The sequence below is a fragment of the Streptomyces yatensis genome (assembly GCF_018069625.1).
Taxonomy (GTDB): Bacteria; Actinomycetota; Actinomycetes; order Streptomycetales; family Streptomycetaceae; genus Streptomyces; species Streptomyces yatensis.
This window is the reverse complement of record NZ_CP072941.1, coordinates 6280821-6295871: the sequence shown is the minus strand read 5'-3', so window position 1 is coordinate 6295871 and position 15051 is coordinate 6280821. Positions and strand designations below refer to the sequence as shown.

The 15051-nt window shown below is 70.5% G+C and carries 13 protein-coding genes; 5 read left to right on the top strand and 8 right to left on the bottom strand.

The window, feature by feature from the left end:
• The first annotated feature begins 45 nt into the window (after positions 1 to 45).
• Together J8403_RS26440 and J8403_RS26435 are read left to right on the top strand one after the other, a co-directional pair.
• Positions 46 to 1380, top strand: coding sequence for a nicotinate phosphoribosyltransferase (locus J8403_RS26440; RefSeq protein ID WP_211125334.1), 1335 nt, complete (start codon positions 46 to 48; stop codon positions 1378 to 1380).
• Between the two features lie 71 nt (positions 1381 to 1451).
• Positions 1452 to 2036 (top strand): nicotinamidase, encoded by a 585-nt coding sequence (locus J8403_RS26435; protein WP_211125333.1) that lies wholly within the window; start codon positions 1452 to 1454, stop codon positions 2034 to 2036.
• A gap of 167 nt (positions 2037 to 2203) precedes the next feature.
• On the opposite strand, the gene J8403_RS26430 is transcribed toward J8403_RS26435, so the two are convergent.
• Complete coding sequence (locus tag J8403_RS26430) at positions 2204 to 2518, bottom strand: hypothetical protein (RefSeq protein WP_211125332.1); 315 nt, start codon at positions 2516 to 2518, stop codon at positions 2204 to 2206.
• Positions 2519 to 2651: 133 nt separating this feature from the next.
• On the bottom strand, positions 2652 to 5039 hold the full coding sequence (locus tag J8403_RS26425; protein WP_211125331.1) for an immune inhibitor A domain-containing protein: 2388 nt from the start codon (positions 5037 to 5039) through the stop codon (positions 2652 to 2654).
• A 317-nt stretch (positions 5040 to 5356) separates the two neighbouring features.
• Here J8403_RS26425 and J8403_RS26420 point away from each other — a divergent pair, with 317 nt between their 5' ends.
• On the top strand, positions 5357 to 5638 hold the full coding sequence (locus J8403_RS26420; protein WP_211125330.1) for a hypothetical protein: 282 nt from the start codon (positions 5357 to 5359) through the stop codon (positions 5636 to 5638).
• Here the strand turns inward: J8403_RS26420 and J8403_RS26415 are convergent.
• The 3 genes from J8403_RS26415 to J8403_RS26405 all read right to left on the bottom strand — a co-directional run bounded on the left by J8403_RS26415 (position 5624) and on the right by J8403_RS26405 (position 8654).
• On the bottom strand, positions 5624 to 6130 hold the full coding sequence (locus J8403_RS26415; RefSeq protein WP_211125329.1) for an RDD family protein: 507 nt from the start codon (positions 6128 to 6130) through the stop codon (positions 5624 to 5626). The two genes, J8403_RS26420 and J8403_RS26415, sit on opposite strands and share 15 nt — an antisense overlap.
• A 66-nt stretch (positions 6131 to 6196) precedes the next feature.
• Positions 6197 to 6772 carry an RDD family protein gene (locus J8403_RS26410; RefSeq protein WP_211125328.1) on the bottom strand — a complete coding sequence of 192 codons (576 nt, stop codon included), beginning with the start codon at positions 6770 to 6772 and terminating at the stop codon, positions 6197 to 6199.
• A 130-nt stretch (positions 6773 to 6902) separates the two neighbouring features.
• Positions 6903 to 8654, bottom strand: coding sequence for an RDD family protein (locus J8403_RS26405; RefSeq protein WP_211125327.1), 1752 nt, complete (start codon positions 8652 to 8654; stop codon positions 6903 to 6905).
• A 302-nt stretch (positions 8655 to 8956) separates the two neighbouring features.
• On the opposite strand from J8403_RS26405, the gene J8403_RS26400 reads away from it, so the two are divergent.
• Both J8403_RS26400 and J8403_RS26395 read left to right on the top strand, forming a co-directional pair.
• The gene (locus J8403_RS26400) at positions 8957 to 9877 is read left to right on the top strand and encodes a helix-turn-helix transcriptional regulator (RefSeq protein ID WP_211125326.1); all 921 of its coding nucleotides are present in this window, start codon (positions 8957 to 8959) and stop codon (positions 9875 to 9877) included.
• Between the two features lie 120 nt (positions 9878 to 9997).
• Entirely contained in the window at positions 9998 to 11047 is a 1050-nt protein-coding gene (locus J8403_RS26395; RefSeq protein ID WP_211125325.1) for an NAD(P)-dependent alcohol dehydrogenase, read from the top strand.
• Positions 11048 to 11131: 84 nt separating this feature from the next.
• Here J8403_RS26395 and J8403_RS26390 read toward each other — a convergent pair whose 3' ends face one another.
• The 3 genes from J8403_RS26390 to hppD all read right to left on the bottom strand — a co-directional run bounded on the left by J8403_RS26390 (position 11132) and on the right by hppD (position 14969).
• Positions 11132 to 12499, bottom strand: a complete 1368-nt coding sequence (locus J8403_RS26390; protein WP_211125324.1) for an FAD-binding oxidoreductase — start codon at positions 12497 to 12499, stop codon at positions 11132 to 11134.
• 74 nt (positions 12500 to 12573) lie between these two features.
• Positions 12574 to 13569 (bottom strand): phage baseplate protein, encoded by a 996-nt coding sequence (locus J8403_RS26385; protein ID WP_246585998.1) that lies wholly within the window; start codon positions 13567 to 13569, stop codon positions 12574 to 12576.
• A 251-nt stretch (positions 13570 to 13820) separates the two neighbouring features.
• Positions 13821 to 14969, bottom strand: a complete 1149-nt coding sequence (gene hppD, locus J8403_RS26380) for a 4-hydroxyphenylpyruvate dioxygenase (RefSeq protein ID WP_211125322.1) — start codon at positions 14967 to 14969, stop codon at positions 13821 to 13823.
• Between the last annotated feature and the right edge of the window lie 82 nt (positions 14970 to 15051).

Sequence of the window (15051 nt, the reverse complement as noted above, 5' to 3'; positions counted from 1 at the left end):
CAGATCTCGTCAGTCTGACGAGTACGGGAGGTAGCATCGTCAACCATGGACACTGCGGACTTGGGACTGCCGGTGGACGTGCCGTCGACCGCACTCTTCACCGACCGGTACGAACTCACCATGCTGCAGGCCGCGCTGCGGGCGGGCACCGCCGACCGCCGCTCGGTCTTCGAGGTATTCACCAGGCGCCTCCCCGAGGGCCGCCGCTACGGTGTCGTCGCCGGCACCGGGCGGGTGCTGGACGCCGTCGAGAACTTCCGCTTCGACGGCGCCGTCCTGGACTTCCTCGCCCAGCAGCGGATCGTGGACGAGCCGACGCTCGCCTGGCTCGCCGACTACCGCTTCCGCGGCGACATCTGGGGCTACCCCGAGGGCGAGGTCTACTTCCCCGGCTCGCCGATCATGCGGGTGGAGGGCACCTTCGCCGAGGCGGTGCTGCTGGAGACGGTCATCCTCTCCATCGTCAACCACGACTCCGCGGTGGCCGCCGCCGCGTCCCGGATGTCCACCGCCGCCGGCGGCCGGCCGCTCATCGAGATGGGCGCCCGCCGCACCCATGAACTGGCCGCCGTCGCCGCCGCCCGCGCCGCCTATGTCGGCGGCTTCGCCACCACCTCCGACCTCGCGGCCGGATTCCGCTACAACATTCCCACCGTGGGCACCAGCGCCCACGCCTTCACCCTGCTGCACGACAGCGAGCGGGACGCCTTCACGGCGCAGGTCCAGGCGCACGGCAGCGGCACCACCCTGCTGGTGGACACCTATGACGTCGCCGAGGCGGTGCGCACCGCCGTGGAGGTGGCCGGCAAGGACCTGGGCGCCGTGCGGATCGACTCCGGCGATCTGCTGCTGCTCGCCCACCGGGTGCGCCAGCAGCTCGACGAACTGGGCGCCAAGAACACCAGGATCACGGTGACCAGCGATCTGGACGAGTACGCGATCGCCTCGCTGGCCGCGGCCCCCGTGGACGCGTACGGGGTCGGCACCCAGCTGGTCACCGGCAGCGGCCACCCCACCTGCTCGATGGTCTACAAGCTGGTCGCGCGCGCCGGTTCGGACACCCCGGACGCGCCGCTGCTGCCGGTGGCCAAGAAGTCCATGGGCGCGAAGTCCTCGGTGGGCGGCCGCAAATGGGCGGCGCGACGGGTGGACGAGCACGGTGTGGCCGAGGCCGAGGTGGTCGGCACCGGCGCGGTCCCCGAGGAGCTGGCGGACCATCAGCTGCTGGTGGAGCTGGTGCGCGGCGGCGAGATCGTGGCCCGGGAGCCGCTGGACGCGGCGCGGGACCGGCATATCGCGGCCCGGGCCGGACTGCCGCTCTCGGCGACCCAGCTCTCGCGCGGCGAGCCGGTCCTGCCCACCGAGTACCTGACGGCCTGAGGCGCGACATGAGGGGGAACGCGGGGCATGCCCACTGCCGCAATCGACGCGGAGTGTCTACCCTCGGTGACATGCACCGGGCACTGATCGTCGTCGACATCCAGAACGACTTCTGCGAGGGCGGAAGCCTCGCGGTGACGGGGGGCGCCGATGTCGCGGCCGCGATCACCGATCTGATCGGGGAGGCGACGCCCGGTTACCGCCATATCGTCGCCACGCGTGATCACCACATCGCCCCGGGCGATCACTTCTCGGACAACCCGGACTACGAGCACACCTGGCCGGTGCACTGCGTCGCGGGCACCGAGGGGGTCGGGTTCCACCCGAACTTCGCGCCCGCCGTCGCCTCCGGCGCGATCGAGGCGGTCTTCGACAAGGGCGCGTACAAGGCGGCGTACAGCGGTTTCGAGGGCATCGACGAGCACGGCGCCTCGCTCGCCCAGTGGCTGCGCGAGCGGGAGGTGACCGAGGTGGACGTGGTGGGCATCGCCACCGACCACTGTGTGCGGGCCACCGCGCTGGACGCGCGCCGCGAGGGGTTCGCCGCGCATGTCCTGCTGGACCTGACCGCGGGCGTCTCCCCGGACACGACCGAGCGCGCCCTGGGCGAGCTGCGGGCGGCCGGGGTCGAGCTCAGCGGCAAGCCGGTCGTCTGAGGGCGCCGGAGGCGCTCTGCGCGCCTCCCAGCCGCCCCGGCGGCCCGGCGCGGCCCGTGCTGCGGCCGCCCTCCGGGCCCCGGCGCCACGAGGGGTCGGCGCCACGAGGGGCCGGCGCCACGAGACACCGGCTACGAGGGCCCGGCCCCTACGAGGGTGGGCCGGCGCTACGAGGCCGGGGCCGACGATCTGAGCAGAGCGGCGATCGGATGCCACAGCTCCCCTCCCCGGTCCGGCGCGGTGCGCCAGACCAGCCCGTCGGGATGGTGCAGCACCGCCGTCACCTCGTCGGGTGTCGGCGGGGCCATATTGCCGCGCAGGTAGATGGCGCGAAGCCCGAGATTGCGCAGCCTGGTCAGGGCGCGCTGGCGGTTCACGGCGTGTACCAGGACGCGGACGCCGCCCTCGCCCAGCGGGCTCGGCAGCGTCAGTGCGACCACCACGCTGCCGCCCGGCAGCTTGGTGAATCCTCCGTTGGCCATTGCGGGTCATGTCCCCCGTGAGACGTCGTGTCAACAAGTTGGTCGTAGGGGCATCTAAACGCGAACGGCCGCCGCCCGCTAGGGGGCGACGGCCGCTACCGCTCTGACCTGCGAAAACGCAGACGGTGTGGATCTAGGAGGTGGACGGTCCGACCTGGACGGTCATCGTCGAGCCGCCCGGGAGCTCCTTGAGGATCTTGATCCGGGTGTTGGTGTCAGCAGTCTTCACGCTGCCGGTCGGATTGCTCTTGTCCCAGTACGTCCCCTTGTGGTCGTCGAAGACCGGGATGCCCGGCTTCGGCTTCACCTTGGCGGCCTTGCCGTCGTTGTGCAGCGTGAAGCCGTCCGACGGGAGCCGGCTGAAGGGCGAGTCGTACGCCTGGATCCGGTTGCGCATCAGCGTGCCGTTCGCCCACTTCTCGGGGGTGGCGTGCGCGTCGATCGGCAGGATCTGACCGCTGCCCGGGTGGACGCCGACGTTGTTGTCCGGCTGCGAGGTGTCCCACTGCCAGATCAGCAGGCCGTTCTGGTACGGGAAGTGCTCGACCCAGTCGGGCCGGGTGGAGGCCCAGCCGAAGTTGTACGGACCGGTCTTCAGAGTCGTGTCGTACGAGACGTACTGGCGGTTCTCGGCGATGTAGTACTGCGGGTAGTCCTTGCTGAAGGACGCGCCGATGCGCGAGAAGCCGTTCGCGGTCCAGCCGTTGTCGTCGCCCTCGGCGCCGTCGCTGAAGACCGGGGCGCCGTCGGCGGTCAGGGTGATCGCGTCGGCCGCGAAGCCCTTCTGCGCCACACCGCCGTCGGTCTGGTAGCGGAAGCGGAGCTCGATCTTCTTGCCCGCGTAGGCGTCCAGCGGGAAGGAGAGCTTCTTGTACGCCCCGGCGGTGCCGGTCAGCGCGGGCTTGTCACCGGCGTCCCGCGGAATGGCCTTGCCGTCCGCCGTACCGTCGATCGGCGTCCAGTTGGCGCCGCCGTCGGTGGAGACCTCGGTGTAGAGGTAGTCGAAGTTCTCCTCGATGTCCCACCAGCCCTGCAGGTCCAGGCTGGCCTTGGACTTCCCGGTGAGGTCCACGGACCGGGTGAGGGTGTTCTTCAGGTCGTCCCCCATCCCGCTCCACCACTGCTTGGTGCCCTCGGCGGGGGCGACCACCTCGGTGGTGACGGGCTTGGCGGGCAGCTCGACGACCAGCGCCTGCTTGTTCTTGGTGTTGTACTCGGCGACCCCGAGGGTGTGGGTCGACTTCTTCCCGGCCTTGGCCGAGGCGTAGTTCAGCCACCCGAGCTGCAGCTTGTCCCAGGCGTTCATATCGCCGGGCAGATCGCCGATGGCGTCCTTACCGGTGCCGAGCCAGGATCCCGCGGACATCAGCGACCAGTAGGCGACGGACGACTCCCCCTTACCGGTGGTGTCGTACTCGTCCGGCAGACCCAGGTCATGGCCGTACTCATGGGCGAAGACACCGAGGCCGCCGTTCTCCGGCTGCATGGTGTAGTCGCCGACCCAGATGCCGGTGTCGCCGATCTGGGTACCGCCCGACTTGTTCTCGCCCGGGCCGGTGTTGCCCGCGTCGGTGCCGTACGCGTACCAGCGGTGCGCCCAGATGGCGTTCTCGCCCTCGGCGCCGCCGCCCGCGGACTCGTCCTCACCGGCGTGGACGATCTGGAAGTGGTCGATGTAGCCGTCGGGCTCGTTGAAGTTGCCGTCGGCGTCGTAGTCGTAGCGGTCCCACTGGTCGTACTGGGCCAGGTCCGCCTTGATCTGCGCGTCGGTGCGGCCGGCCGCCTTCTGGTCCTTGGCCCACTGGTTGACGCCGTCGCGGATCAGGTCCCAGGCGTTGGCGCAGTTGGTGTCGCCGCAGTAGTTGGAGCCGTACCGGGCCTCGTTCCAGTCGACCTTGACCCAGTCGGAGACCTCGCCGTCCACGGAGTAGCGGCCCGAGGACTGCTTCTCGTAGTACTTCTTCAGGGACTGCTTCTTCTTGTCCTTGGAGAAGTAGAGGTCCTGGAAGTGCTCGCGGTTGTAGTCCTTCTGCCAGGCCGTGCTGTTGTCCTTGGCGCGGTCCGGCTCGGCGATGGTGTTGTGCGCCGGGCCCGGCTCGCCGCCGTACTTCTTCACCGGCGGCTGGGGGCCGTCACCGTCCGGGTCGTACATGGTGGTGTCGTCCACCTTGTCGCCGAACTCGACCAGGATGGTGAAGATCTTGTCGGTCTTCTCCCGGGCCAGCTCGACGTACTTGCCCTTGCCGAGCTTCACCACCTTCGACGCCCCGCGCGTCGTCGCCTTGGCGTCGCCGGAAATGACCTGACGCAGCGCCTCCTGGCGCTGCGCCTCCTGCTGCTTGCTGTACGGGCCCTCGAGATCGTGCTGGACATCCGTCTTCGCGGGCGCCGGGTCATGGCGCTCAACACGCGTAGACGGCGCGTCCGCCTGAGCCATGCCAGTCGAGAGTGCCGCCGCGCCGAGCGCGGCCACCACGGTGGCTATGGCGGCCGATCTGGCCGTTCTCCATTGGCTGTTCACTCGCTCAGTCCTCCCCTTTCACACCGGTGCCGGACATTTGACCGGAGTGGCAGGAGAAAAGACAGACCTTGACTTGGACTGATGAGACAAGTACGTTCTGCGATCCCGGCGTTCCGGTTAACGGACAGCAACGGGCGCGCCGTGCGCGCCGGTTGGAGAAGCCGATGATTCCGTGCGCCCCCTGTGCAACGGCGCCGTGGGTGAGGTCACGCTTACTTCCGCTCCCCCTCGGGCATTCACCACCGTAGAGTCGAGCTGACGGTCACATCAGCCTGACCCATGCCCCCTGCATATCGCCCCCGAGGACGGATACCGCCATGCCGCGTCCGACTCCTGCACAGCTTGTCTATGGTTCGGCCACCGTCGTTCTTTCGACCTTCGCCATGCTGCTGCTGTCCCAGACCCGATCGGGACTCGGTATCGCGGTGGTCACGGTGGTCGGGCTCGCATCCGGGCTCCTCGTCGCCGTCACCGTGCCGGTGGCCCGGGTCTCCCGCCCCAGCCGCACCGTCCGCACCAGCAGCCCCGCGGCGGGGTCCGGACCGGCCGACGCGGCGGGGGCGCGCACCCGGGCGCACGCCGACTCAATGCGCGGCTGACACCACCACGGTCCGCGCGGCCTTGTCGTGCAGACAGCGCTGGAACGGCTTGTCCCACAGCAGTGACGCCGAGTTGACCAGCCAGAAGACCGTGCCGACGAGCAGCGGGATCAGCATCCCGGGCAGCACGTAGACCGCCGCGCGGACCCAGCCCTGACCGGCCGGCACATCCCCGTCGGAGAGCATCGCCACCCGGATGCGCAGCGCCTTCTTGCCGAGCGTCTGTCCGCTGCGGGCCAGCATGACGCCCTCGTAGCCGAAGTAGAGGGCCATCGTGATGATGAGCGCGAGGGTCACCTTGCCCATGTGCTGCTCGCCCGGGTGGTCCATCGTGTACTGGAGCGCGCCGGTCGCGATGAGCGCCACCGTCCAGATGGCGCCGAGGACGATGATGTCGATGAGCCGGGCGGCGAAGCGCTGACCAGGGGTGGCCAGCGGGGGCATCCCGGCGGGGAACGCGTGCGGGGGCGAGGACAGCGGGTCGGGGGCCATGCCCCGATTACATCAGCGCTCCCGGTGGACCGGAAGCTCAGGGTGGCACCTCAGGGGCTCACAACCTCAGGGCACGGCCGAGACCACGAGCGTCTTGGCCGCCTTGTCGTGCAGGCACTGCCGATAGGGCCGGTCCCAGGTGCACCACAACACATTGATCAGCCAGAAGACGAAGCCGCAGCAGGGCACGATCTCGGGGAGGGCGTACACCCCGGCGCGCACCCAGCCGGCCGGGCCGGCCGGCGGCTGGCCGTTCTCCAGCAGGGCGACCCGGATCTTCATCGCCTTCTTGCCGACGGTCTGGCCGTCCCGGGTCAGCATCAGCCCCTCGTAGACGAAGTAGACCAGGACGTAGATCAGCGTGACGATGGTCGAACGGGCGCTGCCGTCGACCGGGTCGTAGCCGCCGGCGATCGCGCTCAGGACGAGCCCGACCGGGATGCCGATGAGCAGCGCGTCGATGATCCGGGCGATCAGACGGCGGCCGAGGTGCGCGAGCGGGGGCATCCCCGCGTACGGCTCGGCCCCGGCGGTGTGGTCCCCGTACGGGGAGCCGTTCGCCCGCGGATACTTGGCGAACGGATCGCTGCTGTCCCGGTCCCGGGACTCATCGGGCCCGGAGGGCGGCTGGTCGGTGCTCATGGCCCGAGTCGACCCCGGAGCCGGGCCTGTCGCATCCGGCGCGCACCGTTCGGGCGACCGGGATCGTCCATCCGCCTCAGCGGGGGCGGGCGGGGCGGGGGCTCAGGGGTCGGGAGGGGAGCGGCGGCGCTCAGTCGGCCGCCGCGACGAAGGTGCGGGCCGCCTTGTCGTGCCAGCACTGCCGCCACGGGCGGTCGAACAGGCACCACAGCACGTTCAGCACGCCGATGACGAGCACGCCCAGCACCGAGTAGACCAGCCAGCGGCGCAGCGCGGCGCCGAAGGACGGGGTGTCGTGCCCCTCGATGTCCAGCACCCGCACCCCGCTCAGCCTCTTGCCCAGCGTGCGGCCCCACTTGGCGGTCGGCAGCGTCTCCAGGACGATGCCGAGGACGAGCAGCAGACCGAGGACGATGCCCAGATAGCCGCTGGTGGTGCCGTCCAGGAAGTAGACCGTGACGGTCTCACCGCTCTGCTTGGCCGTCTCGACCTTCTCGTCGATGTGATCGCTCGCCTTGCCCCACAGCGGGAGCGCGACGGCGCCGACGACGCCGAGCAGCACGACGGTGTCGATCAGCCGGGCGGCGAGGCGGCGGCCGAGCGGGGCGGGCCGCCCCTGGGCCTGGGCGGCCCGCAGGAAGGGGTTGTCGACGGGCGGCTTCCACGGGATGACGCCCTCGGGCGCACCCGGCGGGGCGCCATGCGGTGCGGCCTGCGGGGCGCCCTGCGCCGGACCGGGCTGCTGGGCGAACGGGTGCCCCTGCTGCTGCCAGGCCGGGCCACCTCCCTGGGCGGGGATTCCGCCGAAGGGCTGCTGGGGCTGGTACGGCTGCGGGGGCTGCTGAGGCTGGTGTGACTGCGGAGGCTGGTGTGGCTGCGGGGGCTGCTGAGGCTGGTGCGGGGGCTGGGCCGGGGGTGCCGCTTCGGCACCCTTGCGCGAGCCGCGACGGCCGACCGCCCGGATCGCCATCGTCCCGTCGTCGCGGCCGGACGCCGGATTCCGGTCCTGGCCCGGGCCCGGACCCTGGTGGCCCTGCCCCTGGCCCTGGCCCGTCGTGGGCGCCGCTCCATCACCGCGTCCCACCGCGCGGATCGTCATCGTCCCGTCGCCCGCCGCGGCGGGCGTCTCCGCGTCGTCCGCCGCGGGCAGCTCCGGGGCCCGGCGCACCGGCGGCAGCGCCTGCGTCGAGCGGTCCACCGGCCCGCCGCTGCCGCCCCCGCGCATGGTCAGCGTGCCCTCATCGCGACCGGCGCCCTCGCCCGGGCCCGCCCGCCGCGGGTCGGGCACGCCGGGCCACTGCCCGCCACCGGCCTGCCCGCCATCGGCCTGCCCGCCACCGGCCTGGGCATCCCCGGGGGCGTCCGTCTCCGAGCCCCAGGAGATCCGGCGGTCCTGCTCACCGCCGAAGCCGCCCTGCCGGGACGCGTCCGCCTGCCAGGCCGACCCGGCATCGGGACGGGTGCCGTACAGCCGCTGGGGATCGTTCCAGTCCACGGACGCCGGGACGCCGCCGGGCGGCACCGGCTGAGCCCCCATGCCGCCGGCCGCCGCCTCGGGCGGCCCGCCCGCGCCCCGGACGTCCATCTCGGCGCTCCGGCGCAGCTCGGGCAGGGCGCTGCCGGTCTCCTCCGCGGGCCGCGGTGCCGGTTCCTCGTCCAGGAACATCGGGCCCGTCTCGTCCGGCGCCGGGCTGATCACCTGGGTATGGGTGACGCCGGGCGGCGGCGCGGGCATGGCCTCGCCCGCGGCCGGGGCGGGGCGGCTGGTGCCGGGCACCCAGGCGGCACCGTTCCAGTAACGGATGTAGCCGGGGATGGACGGATCAGGATAAAAGCCAGGAATGGAGCTGCCGTCCGCGGATCCTGAGGTAGGGGCGCTCATGATCTCCGATGTCCCATATCTGCTCGGCCGTGCTGTACTGCGCTGCGCCTTTACGGTGCCTCGCGGTGAGGGGGCGTAAGCAGTTTGCCGTACAGGAGCCGCTGTGCAACCCGGAACGCGCGCTGTCATGGTCTATCAGACCGGCCCGCCGACGGCGCCCTCAGCTCCTCGCCACCACTCTCCCGTGCGAGCGCCGCCAAGCCTTACGAGCGGCGACGGCCCGCCTGGCACCGCCCGGCCTAGGTTCAACAGACCTACTCTGACACGCTCGGATGGCCTTTCCGTTGCCAATACTGGAACCCATGGACCGCAATACCGAGCTCAGTGAGTTCCTGCGGACCCGCAGGGCCCGCCTGAGCCCTGGGGACGCGGGCGTGAGCGTGACCAACGACAGCCCCCGTCGAGTGCCGGGGCTGCGCCGCGAGGAGCTGGCGCAGCTGGCCGGGGTGAGCACGGACTACTACACGCGTCTGGAACAGGGCCGTCACCTCAATGTGTCGGAGACGGTGCTGGACGCCGTGGCCCGTGCGCTGCGGCTCGACGAGACCGAGCGCGCGTACCTCTTCGAGCTGACCCGGCCGCGCCCCCGGCGCACGGTGCGCCGCCGGCCGCCCCGCCCCCAGCGGGTGCGGCCCGGGGTGCACGCACTGCTGCGGACACTGGACGGGATCTCACCGGCCTTCGTCCTCGGGCGCAGGGGCGATGTCCTGGCCTCCAACCAGCTGGCCCGGGCGCTGATCATCGACTTCGAGGCGCTCCCGTACCACGAGCGCAACATGGCCCGTTTCATGTTCCTCGACGAGGCGGCCCGCTCCCTGTGGCCGGACTGGGAGACGGTCGCGGCGGAGATGGTGGCCTCCCTCCGGCTGGAGGCCGGACGCCATCCCGAGGATCCCCGGCTGACCGAGCTGGTGGGCGAGCTCACCATCAAGAGCGCGGACTTCCGCAAGTGGTGGGCGGACCACAACGTGCGGGAGAAGACCCACGGCATCAAGCGCTACCACCATCCGGTGGTGGGGGACATGACGCTCTCCTACGAGAACGTGGCCGTTCCCGGCGATCCCGACCAGGCACTGTGCATGTACACGGTCGAGCCCGGCTCGCCCTCCGAGGCGGCCCTGCGGCTGCTGGCGAGCTGGACCGCGCCTCCTTCCGCCCGTTCCTCCGCGCCCGCTTCCGATGCGCGTCCTTCGGGGGGACCGTCCTCCGACGTTTCCCCCTGATCCCACCCATCTCCCTTTTCCACCAATTTCCTCCTTCACCCCATTCGCCTCACTACCCCCATGCCTATCAACCCCCCACATTCATCGCATTCCCCTCATTTCTTCCAGGGAGACAGTTCTATGACCACCAGCGTCACCGCCTACGCAGCCCCCGCTCCGAAGGCCCCGCTGGAGAAGACCACCGTCGAGCGCCGCGCACTGCGCGAGCACGACATCCTCATCGAGATCGCCTACGCCGGCATCTGCCACTCCGACATCCACCAGGCCCGGGAGGAATGGGGCACCGCCCAGTTCCCGATGGTGCCCGGCCATGAGATCGCCGGTGTGGTCGCCGAGGTCGGCCCCGGTGTGACCAAGTACGCCGTGGGCGACCGGGTCGGCGTGGGCTGCTTCGTCGACTCCTGCCGCGAGTGCGCTAACTGCCTCGCGGGCGAGGAGCAGTTCTGCCTCAAGGGCGAGGTGCAGACGTACAACGACAAGGAGTACGACGGCGCCCCCACCTACGGTGGCTACAGCACCCACATCGTGGTGGACGAGAACTACGCCCTGCGCATCCCCGAGGGGGTGTCGCTGGACGTCGCCGCCCCGCTGCTGTGCGCCGGGATCACCCTCTACTCGCCGCTCGCCCACTGGAACGCGGGTCCCGGCAAGAAGGTCGCCATCGTCGGCCTGGGCGGCCTCGGCCACATGGGCGTGAAGATCGCCCATGCGATGGGCGCCGAGGTGACCGTGCTGAGCCAGACGCTCCGTAAGAAGGACGACGGGCTGCGGCTGGGCGCCGACCACTTCTACGCCACCGGTGACGACTCCACCTTCACCGAGCTGGCCGGCAGCTTCGACCTGATCGTCAACACGACCTCGGCGAACCTCCCGCTGGACAGCTACCTGTCGCTGCTGAAGGTCGACGGCACGCTGGTGCACGTGGGCGCGCCGGAGAACCCCAGCTCCTTCAGCCAGTTCTCGCTGATCATGGGCCGCAAGTCGATGGCCGGGTCGAAGATCGGCGGCATCCGGCAGACGCAGGAGATGCTGGACTTCTGCGCCGAGCACGGGCTCGGCGCGGAGATCGAGGTGATCAACGCCGACCAGATCAACGAGGCCTACGACCGCGTCGTGAGCAGCGATGTGCGGTACCGCTTCGTGATCGACATCGCCTCCCTGAAGGCGTGATCGACGCCGCCTTCCTGAAGGCGTAGGCAGGTTCTGAAGTTCTGGAGCCGAGGCCGTCCGGACCACCCCCGGGTCCGGGCGGCCTCAGAACAGTTTGCCGGGGTTGAGCAGGCCCAGCGGATCGAAGACCTGCTTGATCCCCTGCTGCAGCTCCACCGCCACCGGGCCCAGTTCCCGCGCCAGCCACTCCCTCTTGAGGACGCCGACGCCGTGCTCACCGGTGATGGTGCCGCCGAGCTCCAGACCCAGCGCCATGATCTCGTCGAACGACTCCCGGGCCCGCCGCGACTCGTCGGGGTCCGCCGGGTCGAAGCACACCGTCGGATGGGTGTTGCCGTCCCCGGCGTGGGCCACGACGCCGATCGTGAGCGCGTGCTTCTCGGCGATGGCGGCCGTGCCGTCGATCATCTCGGCGAGCCGGGAGCGGGGCACACAGACGTCGTCGATCATGGTGACGCCCTTGACCGCCTCCAGCGCCGGAAGCGTCATCCGGCGGGCCTGGAGCAGCATGTCGGACTCGGCGGCGTCCTCGGCCGGGACCACCTCCGTCGCACCGGCCACCGTGCACAGCTCGGCGACGGCGGCGAGATCGGGGGCCGGGTCCGGGGTGTCGAACGCCGCCATCAGCAGGGCCTCGGTGGACTCCGGGAGACCCATGTTCCCCATCGCGTTGACCGCGCGGACGCTCGTCCGGTCCATCAGCTCCAGCAGCGAGGGGGCGTGGCCGCGCTCCATGATCCGGCAGATGGCGTCGCAGGCGGACGCGGTGGAGGGGAACTCGGCGGCCAGGACGAGCTGTTCGAGTGGGGCGGGCTTGAGGGCGAGGACCGCGCCCACGACGATGCCGAGGCTGCCCTCGGAGCCCACGAAGAGCCGGGTCAGGTCATAGCCCGCGACACCCTTGGCGGTGCGGCGGCCGGTCTTCAGCAGCCGCCCGTCGGCGAGGACGACATCGAGCCCGAGGACGTATTCGGCGGTGACGCCGTACTTCACACAGCACAGCCCGCCGGACGCGGTGCCGATGTTGCCGCCGATCGTGCACTGCTCCCAGCTGGAGGGGTCCGGCGGGTAGTAGAGGCCCTTCTCCATGACCGCGCGGGACAGCGTCGCGTTGATCACGCCCGGTTCGACGACCGCGATCCGGTCGACCGGGTTGATCTCCAGGATCCGGTCCATCTTGACCAGGGACAGCACGATGCAGCCCTCGGACGCGTTGGCCGCGCCCGACAGGCCGGTGCGCGCGCCCTGGGGCACCACCGGGACGCGCAGCGCGGTGGCGGTGCGGCAGACATGCTGGACCTGCTCGACCGTGCGCGGGAGGACGACGACGGCGGGCGCGCCCGCCTCGCAGAAGCTCGCCATGTCGTGTGCGTAGGCCCCGGTCACATCCGGGTCGGTCAGCACGGCCTCCTCGGGGAGGCCCTCCCGCAGCAGCTCGATGAGGTCCGTCATGAGTCCAGCCTCGCACCCGGGAAGCCCGCGGGGAAGATCGTGGAAGCGGACGGCTTACCGCGAAAATCGCCGGACTACTGTGCCTTGTAGTAGACGCTGACCTTGCGGTCTCCGGCGGCGCCCGAGGCGAAGCCCATGCACAGCCGGCGGGGGCTGGACAGCTGGACGGCCATGCCCTCGGGCTCGCGGTAGCTCAGCGAGTAGGCGGCCTCGGTGCGGGCGCGCTGGACGAGTTCGCCGGTGCGCAGATCGATGCAGGAGACGTAGGTGTTGCCATGGCCGGAGGGCGGGTTGGCGCCGTCCTCGCCGGTGTAGGCGGTGCCGGTCAGCTGGTACACGTAGTCGCCGAGGACCGTGAAGCCCTGGAAGACCTCGCCGTCCTCGACGCCGGTCTGGGGTATGTCCTCGTACACGGCGGTGTAGTCGCCCGCGCTGACCCCGGAGAGGCTCATCAGCCGGTAACGGACCGCTCCGTCGAGGCGGTGGCGCAGCAGCAGCCGGCGGTTGAGCATGTCGACGGCGGGCTGGTTGCTGGTGGAGCCCGCCACCGGGCGGTGCTTGACCAGCGAGGACGAACCGGACGACAGCACGGTGCCATCGGCGAACTTGAAGCGGCTGATGGCGCGGCCGTAGCCGGAGTCGGGGTTGGCGTCCGACTCGGTCCACAGATACGCGGTGGAGCCCACCGGCTCGCAGCCCATCGCCACGCCGTGCCCGAACCCCTTGAGGTACATGGAGCCCAGCTCCGCACCGGCCGGGGACAGCTTGGTGACGCACAGATCGCCGTGGGCGGCGCGGTCGGCGCCCGAGACGGGAGCGGACTCCCCGCTGAGCTGGATACCGCCCTGCATCAGCTGGACGGTGTAGACGTGGCCGCCCACGTCATCGAACGCGAAGGACTGCAGCACGGTGGCGTTGTGCGGGGTCTTCTCGCGGATCAGCTGGGTGGAGGGCACCGACAGATCGAAGCGGCCCCCCGCCACGGTGGCGGCCCCCGCGCGGGCGGCGAAGGCACCGAGCGCGCCGGCCGCGGCCACGCCCCCGCCGAGGGTGAACCTACGCCTGGTCAAACGACCCGCAGTGTACTTTTCCGTGTGCATTGATACTCAACAACTCCCATGCGATCACGCCGTGTTGGAGTGAACAGATCGCCGAGAGTGTAGACGCTGGGAAAGCGCTCCCATTCACGTGTTCGGGTTTTCTGGCATGAGCCGCGCATGCGCATAACGGAGCAAGGGTGCATGTCCACACGAGTGCGGGGGGGGGACGGACGCGGCCGCGTCACGCGGGGCGGGCCTCAACCCGCCCCGCGTCGTAGCGGTCAGAGGTTGCCGCGCTTCTCCTGCTCGCGCTCGATCGCCTCGAAGAGCGCCTTGAAGTTGCCCTTGCCGAAGCCCATCGAGCCATGCCGCTCGATCAGCTCGAAGAAGACGGTCGGCCGGTCCTGGACCGGCTTGGTGAAGATCTGGAGCAGATAGCCGTCCTCGTCCCGGTCGGCGAGGATCTTCAGCTCGCGGAGGGTCTCCACCGGGACGCGGGTGTCGCCGACCCACTCCCCCAGGGTTTCGTAGTACGAGTCCGGGGTGTCCAGGAACCGCACCCCGGCCGCGCGCATCGCCCGCACCGTGGCGACGATGTCGTTGGTGGCGAGCGCGATGTGCTGGACGCCGGGGCCTCCGTAGAACTCCAGATACTCGTCGATCTGCGACTTCTTCTTGCCGACCGCGGGCTCGTTGAGCGGGAACTTCACCTTGCGGGTGCCGTCCGCCACGACCTTCGACATCAGCGCGGAGTACTCGGTGGCGATGTCGTCGCCCACGAACTCCTTCATGTTGGTGAAGCCCATGACGTTGTTGTAGAAGCCGACCCACTCGTCCATCCGGCCGAGCTCCACATTGCCGACGCAGTGGTCGATGGCCTGGAAGTTCCGCCGCGCCGGCGGGTCGACGATCGGCTCGGCCTCCGCGTAGCCGGGGAGGTACGGGCCGTCGTAGCCGGTGCGCTCGACGAGGGTGTGGCGGGTGTCGCCGTAGGTGCGGATCGAGGCCACCACCACCGTGCCGTGCTCGTCCTTGAGCTCGTGCGGCTCCTCGATCCCGGCGGCGCCGTGCTCGACGGCGTACGCGTAGGCGGCGCGCGCGTCCGGCACCTCCACCGCGAGGTCGATCACACCGTCGCCGTGCTCGGCGACATGCTCGGCCAGGAAGCGGCCCCAGGCGCTCACCGGTTTGATGACGGAGGTGAACACGAAGCGGGCGCCGCCCGAGACGAGGACGTAACTGGCCGTCTCCCGGCTGCCGTTCTCCGGCCCGGAGTAGGCGACGAGCTTCATCCCGAAGGCGGTGGCGTAGTAGTGCGCGGCCTGCTTCGCGTTGCCGACCGCGAAGACGACCGCGTCCATCCCCTTCACGGGGAACGGGTCGGCGTGCCGTGCGTCCCCCTGCTGCAGCATCTCTGTCGTCTCAGTCATACTTCGCAGCGTCCTCCCAAGGCTCAAGGTGCGCAACACTTCGCGAAATCGCTGGTCAGGATGTATAGCCAGGGCACGCGGC

Bases quoted from the DNA above. Each gene is read 5' to 3' on its own strand.
- J8403_RS26440 (WP_211125334.1), top strand. From the start codon at position 46: ATGGACACTGCGGACTTGGGACTGCCGGTGGACGTGCCGTCGACCGCA.
- J8403_RS26435 (WP_211125333.1), top strand. From the start codon at position 1,452: ATGCACCGGGCACTGATCGTCGTCGACATCCAGAACGACTTCTGCGAG.
- J8403_RS26430 (WP_211125332.1), bottom strand. From the start codon at position 2,518: ATGGCCAACGGAGGATTCACCAAGCTGCCGGGCGGCAGCGTGGTGGTC.
- J8403_RS26420 (WP_211125330.1), top strand. From the start codon at position 5,357: ATGCCGCGTCCGACTCCTGCACAGCTTGTCTATGGTTCGGCCACCGTC.
- J8403_RS26415 (WP_211125329.1), bottom strand. From the start codon at position 6,130: ATGGCCCCCGACCCGCTGTCCTCGCCCCCGCACGCGTTCCCCGCCGGG.
- J8403_RS26410 (WP_211125328.1), bottom strand. From the start codon at position 6,772: ATGAGCACCGACCAGCCGCCCTCCGGGCCCGATGAGTCCCGGGACCGG.
- J8403_RS26405 (WP_211125327.1), bottom strand. From the start codon at position 8,654: ATGAGCGCCCCTACCTCAGGATCCGCGGACGGCAGCTCCATTCCTGGC.
- J8403_RS26400 (WP_211125326.1), top strand. From the start codon at position 8,957: ATGGACCGCAATACCGAGCTCAGTGAGTTCCTGCGGACCCGCAGGGCC.
- J8403_RS26395 (WP_211125325.1), top strand. From the start codon at position 9,998: ATGACCACCAGCGTCACCGCCTACGCAGCCCCCGCTCCGAAGGCCCCG.
- J8403_RS26390 (WP_211125324.1), bottom strand. From the start codon at position 12,499: ATGACGGACCTCATCGAGCTGCTGCGGGAGGGCCTCCCCGAGGAGGCC.
- hppD (WP_211125322.1), bottom strand. From the start codon at position 14,969: ATGACTGAGACGACAGAGATGCTGCAGCAGGGGGACGCACGGCACGCC.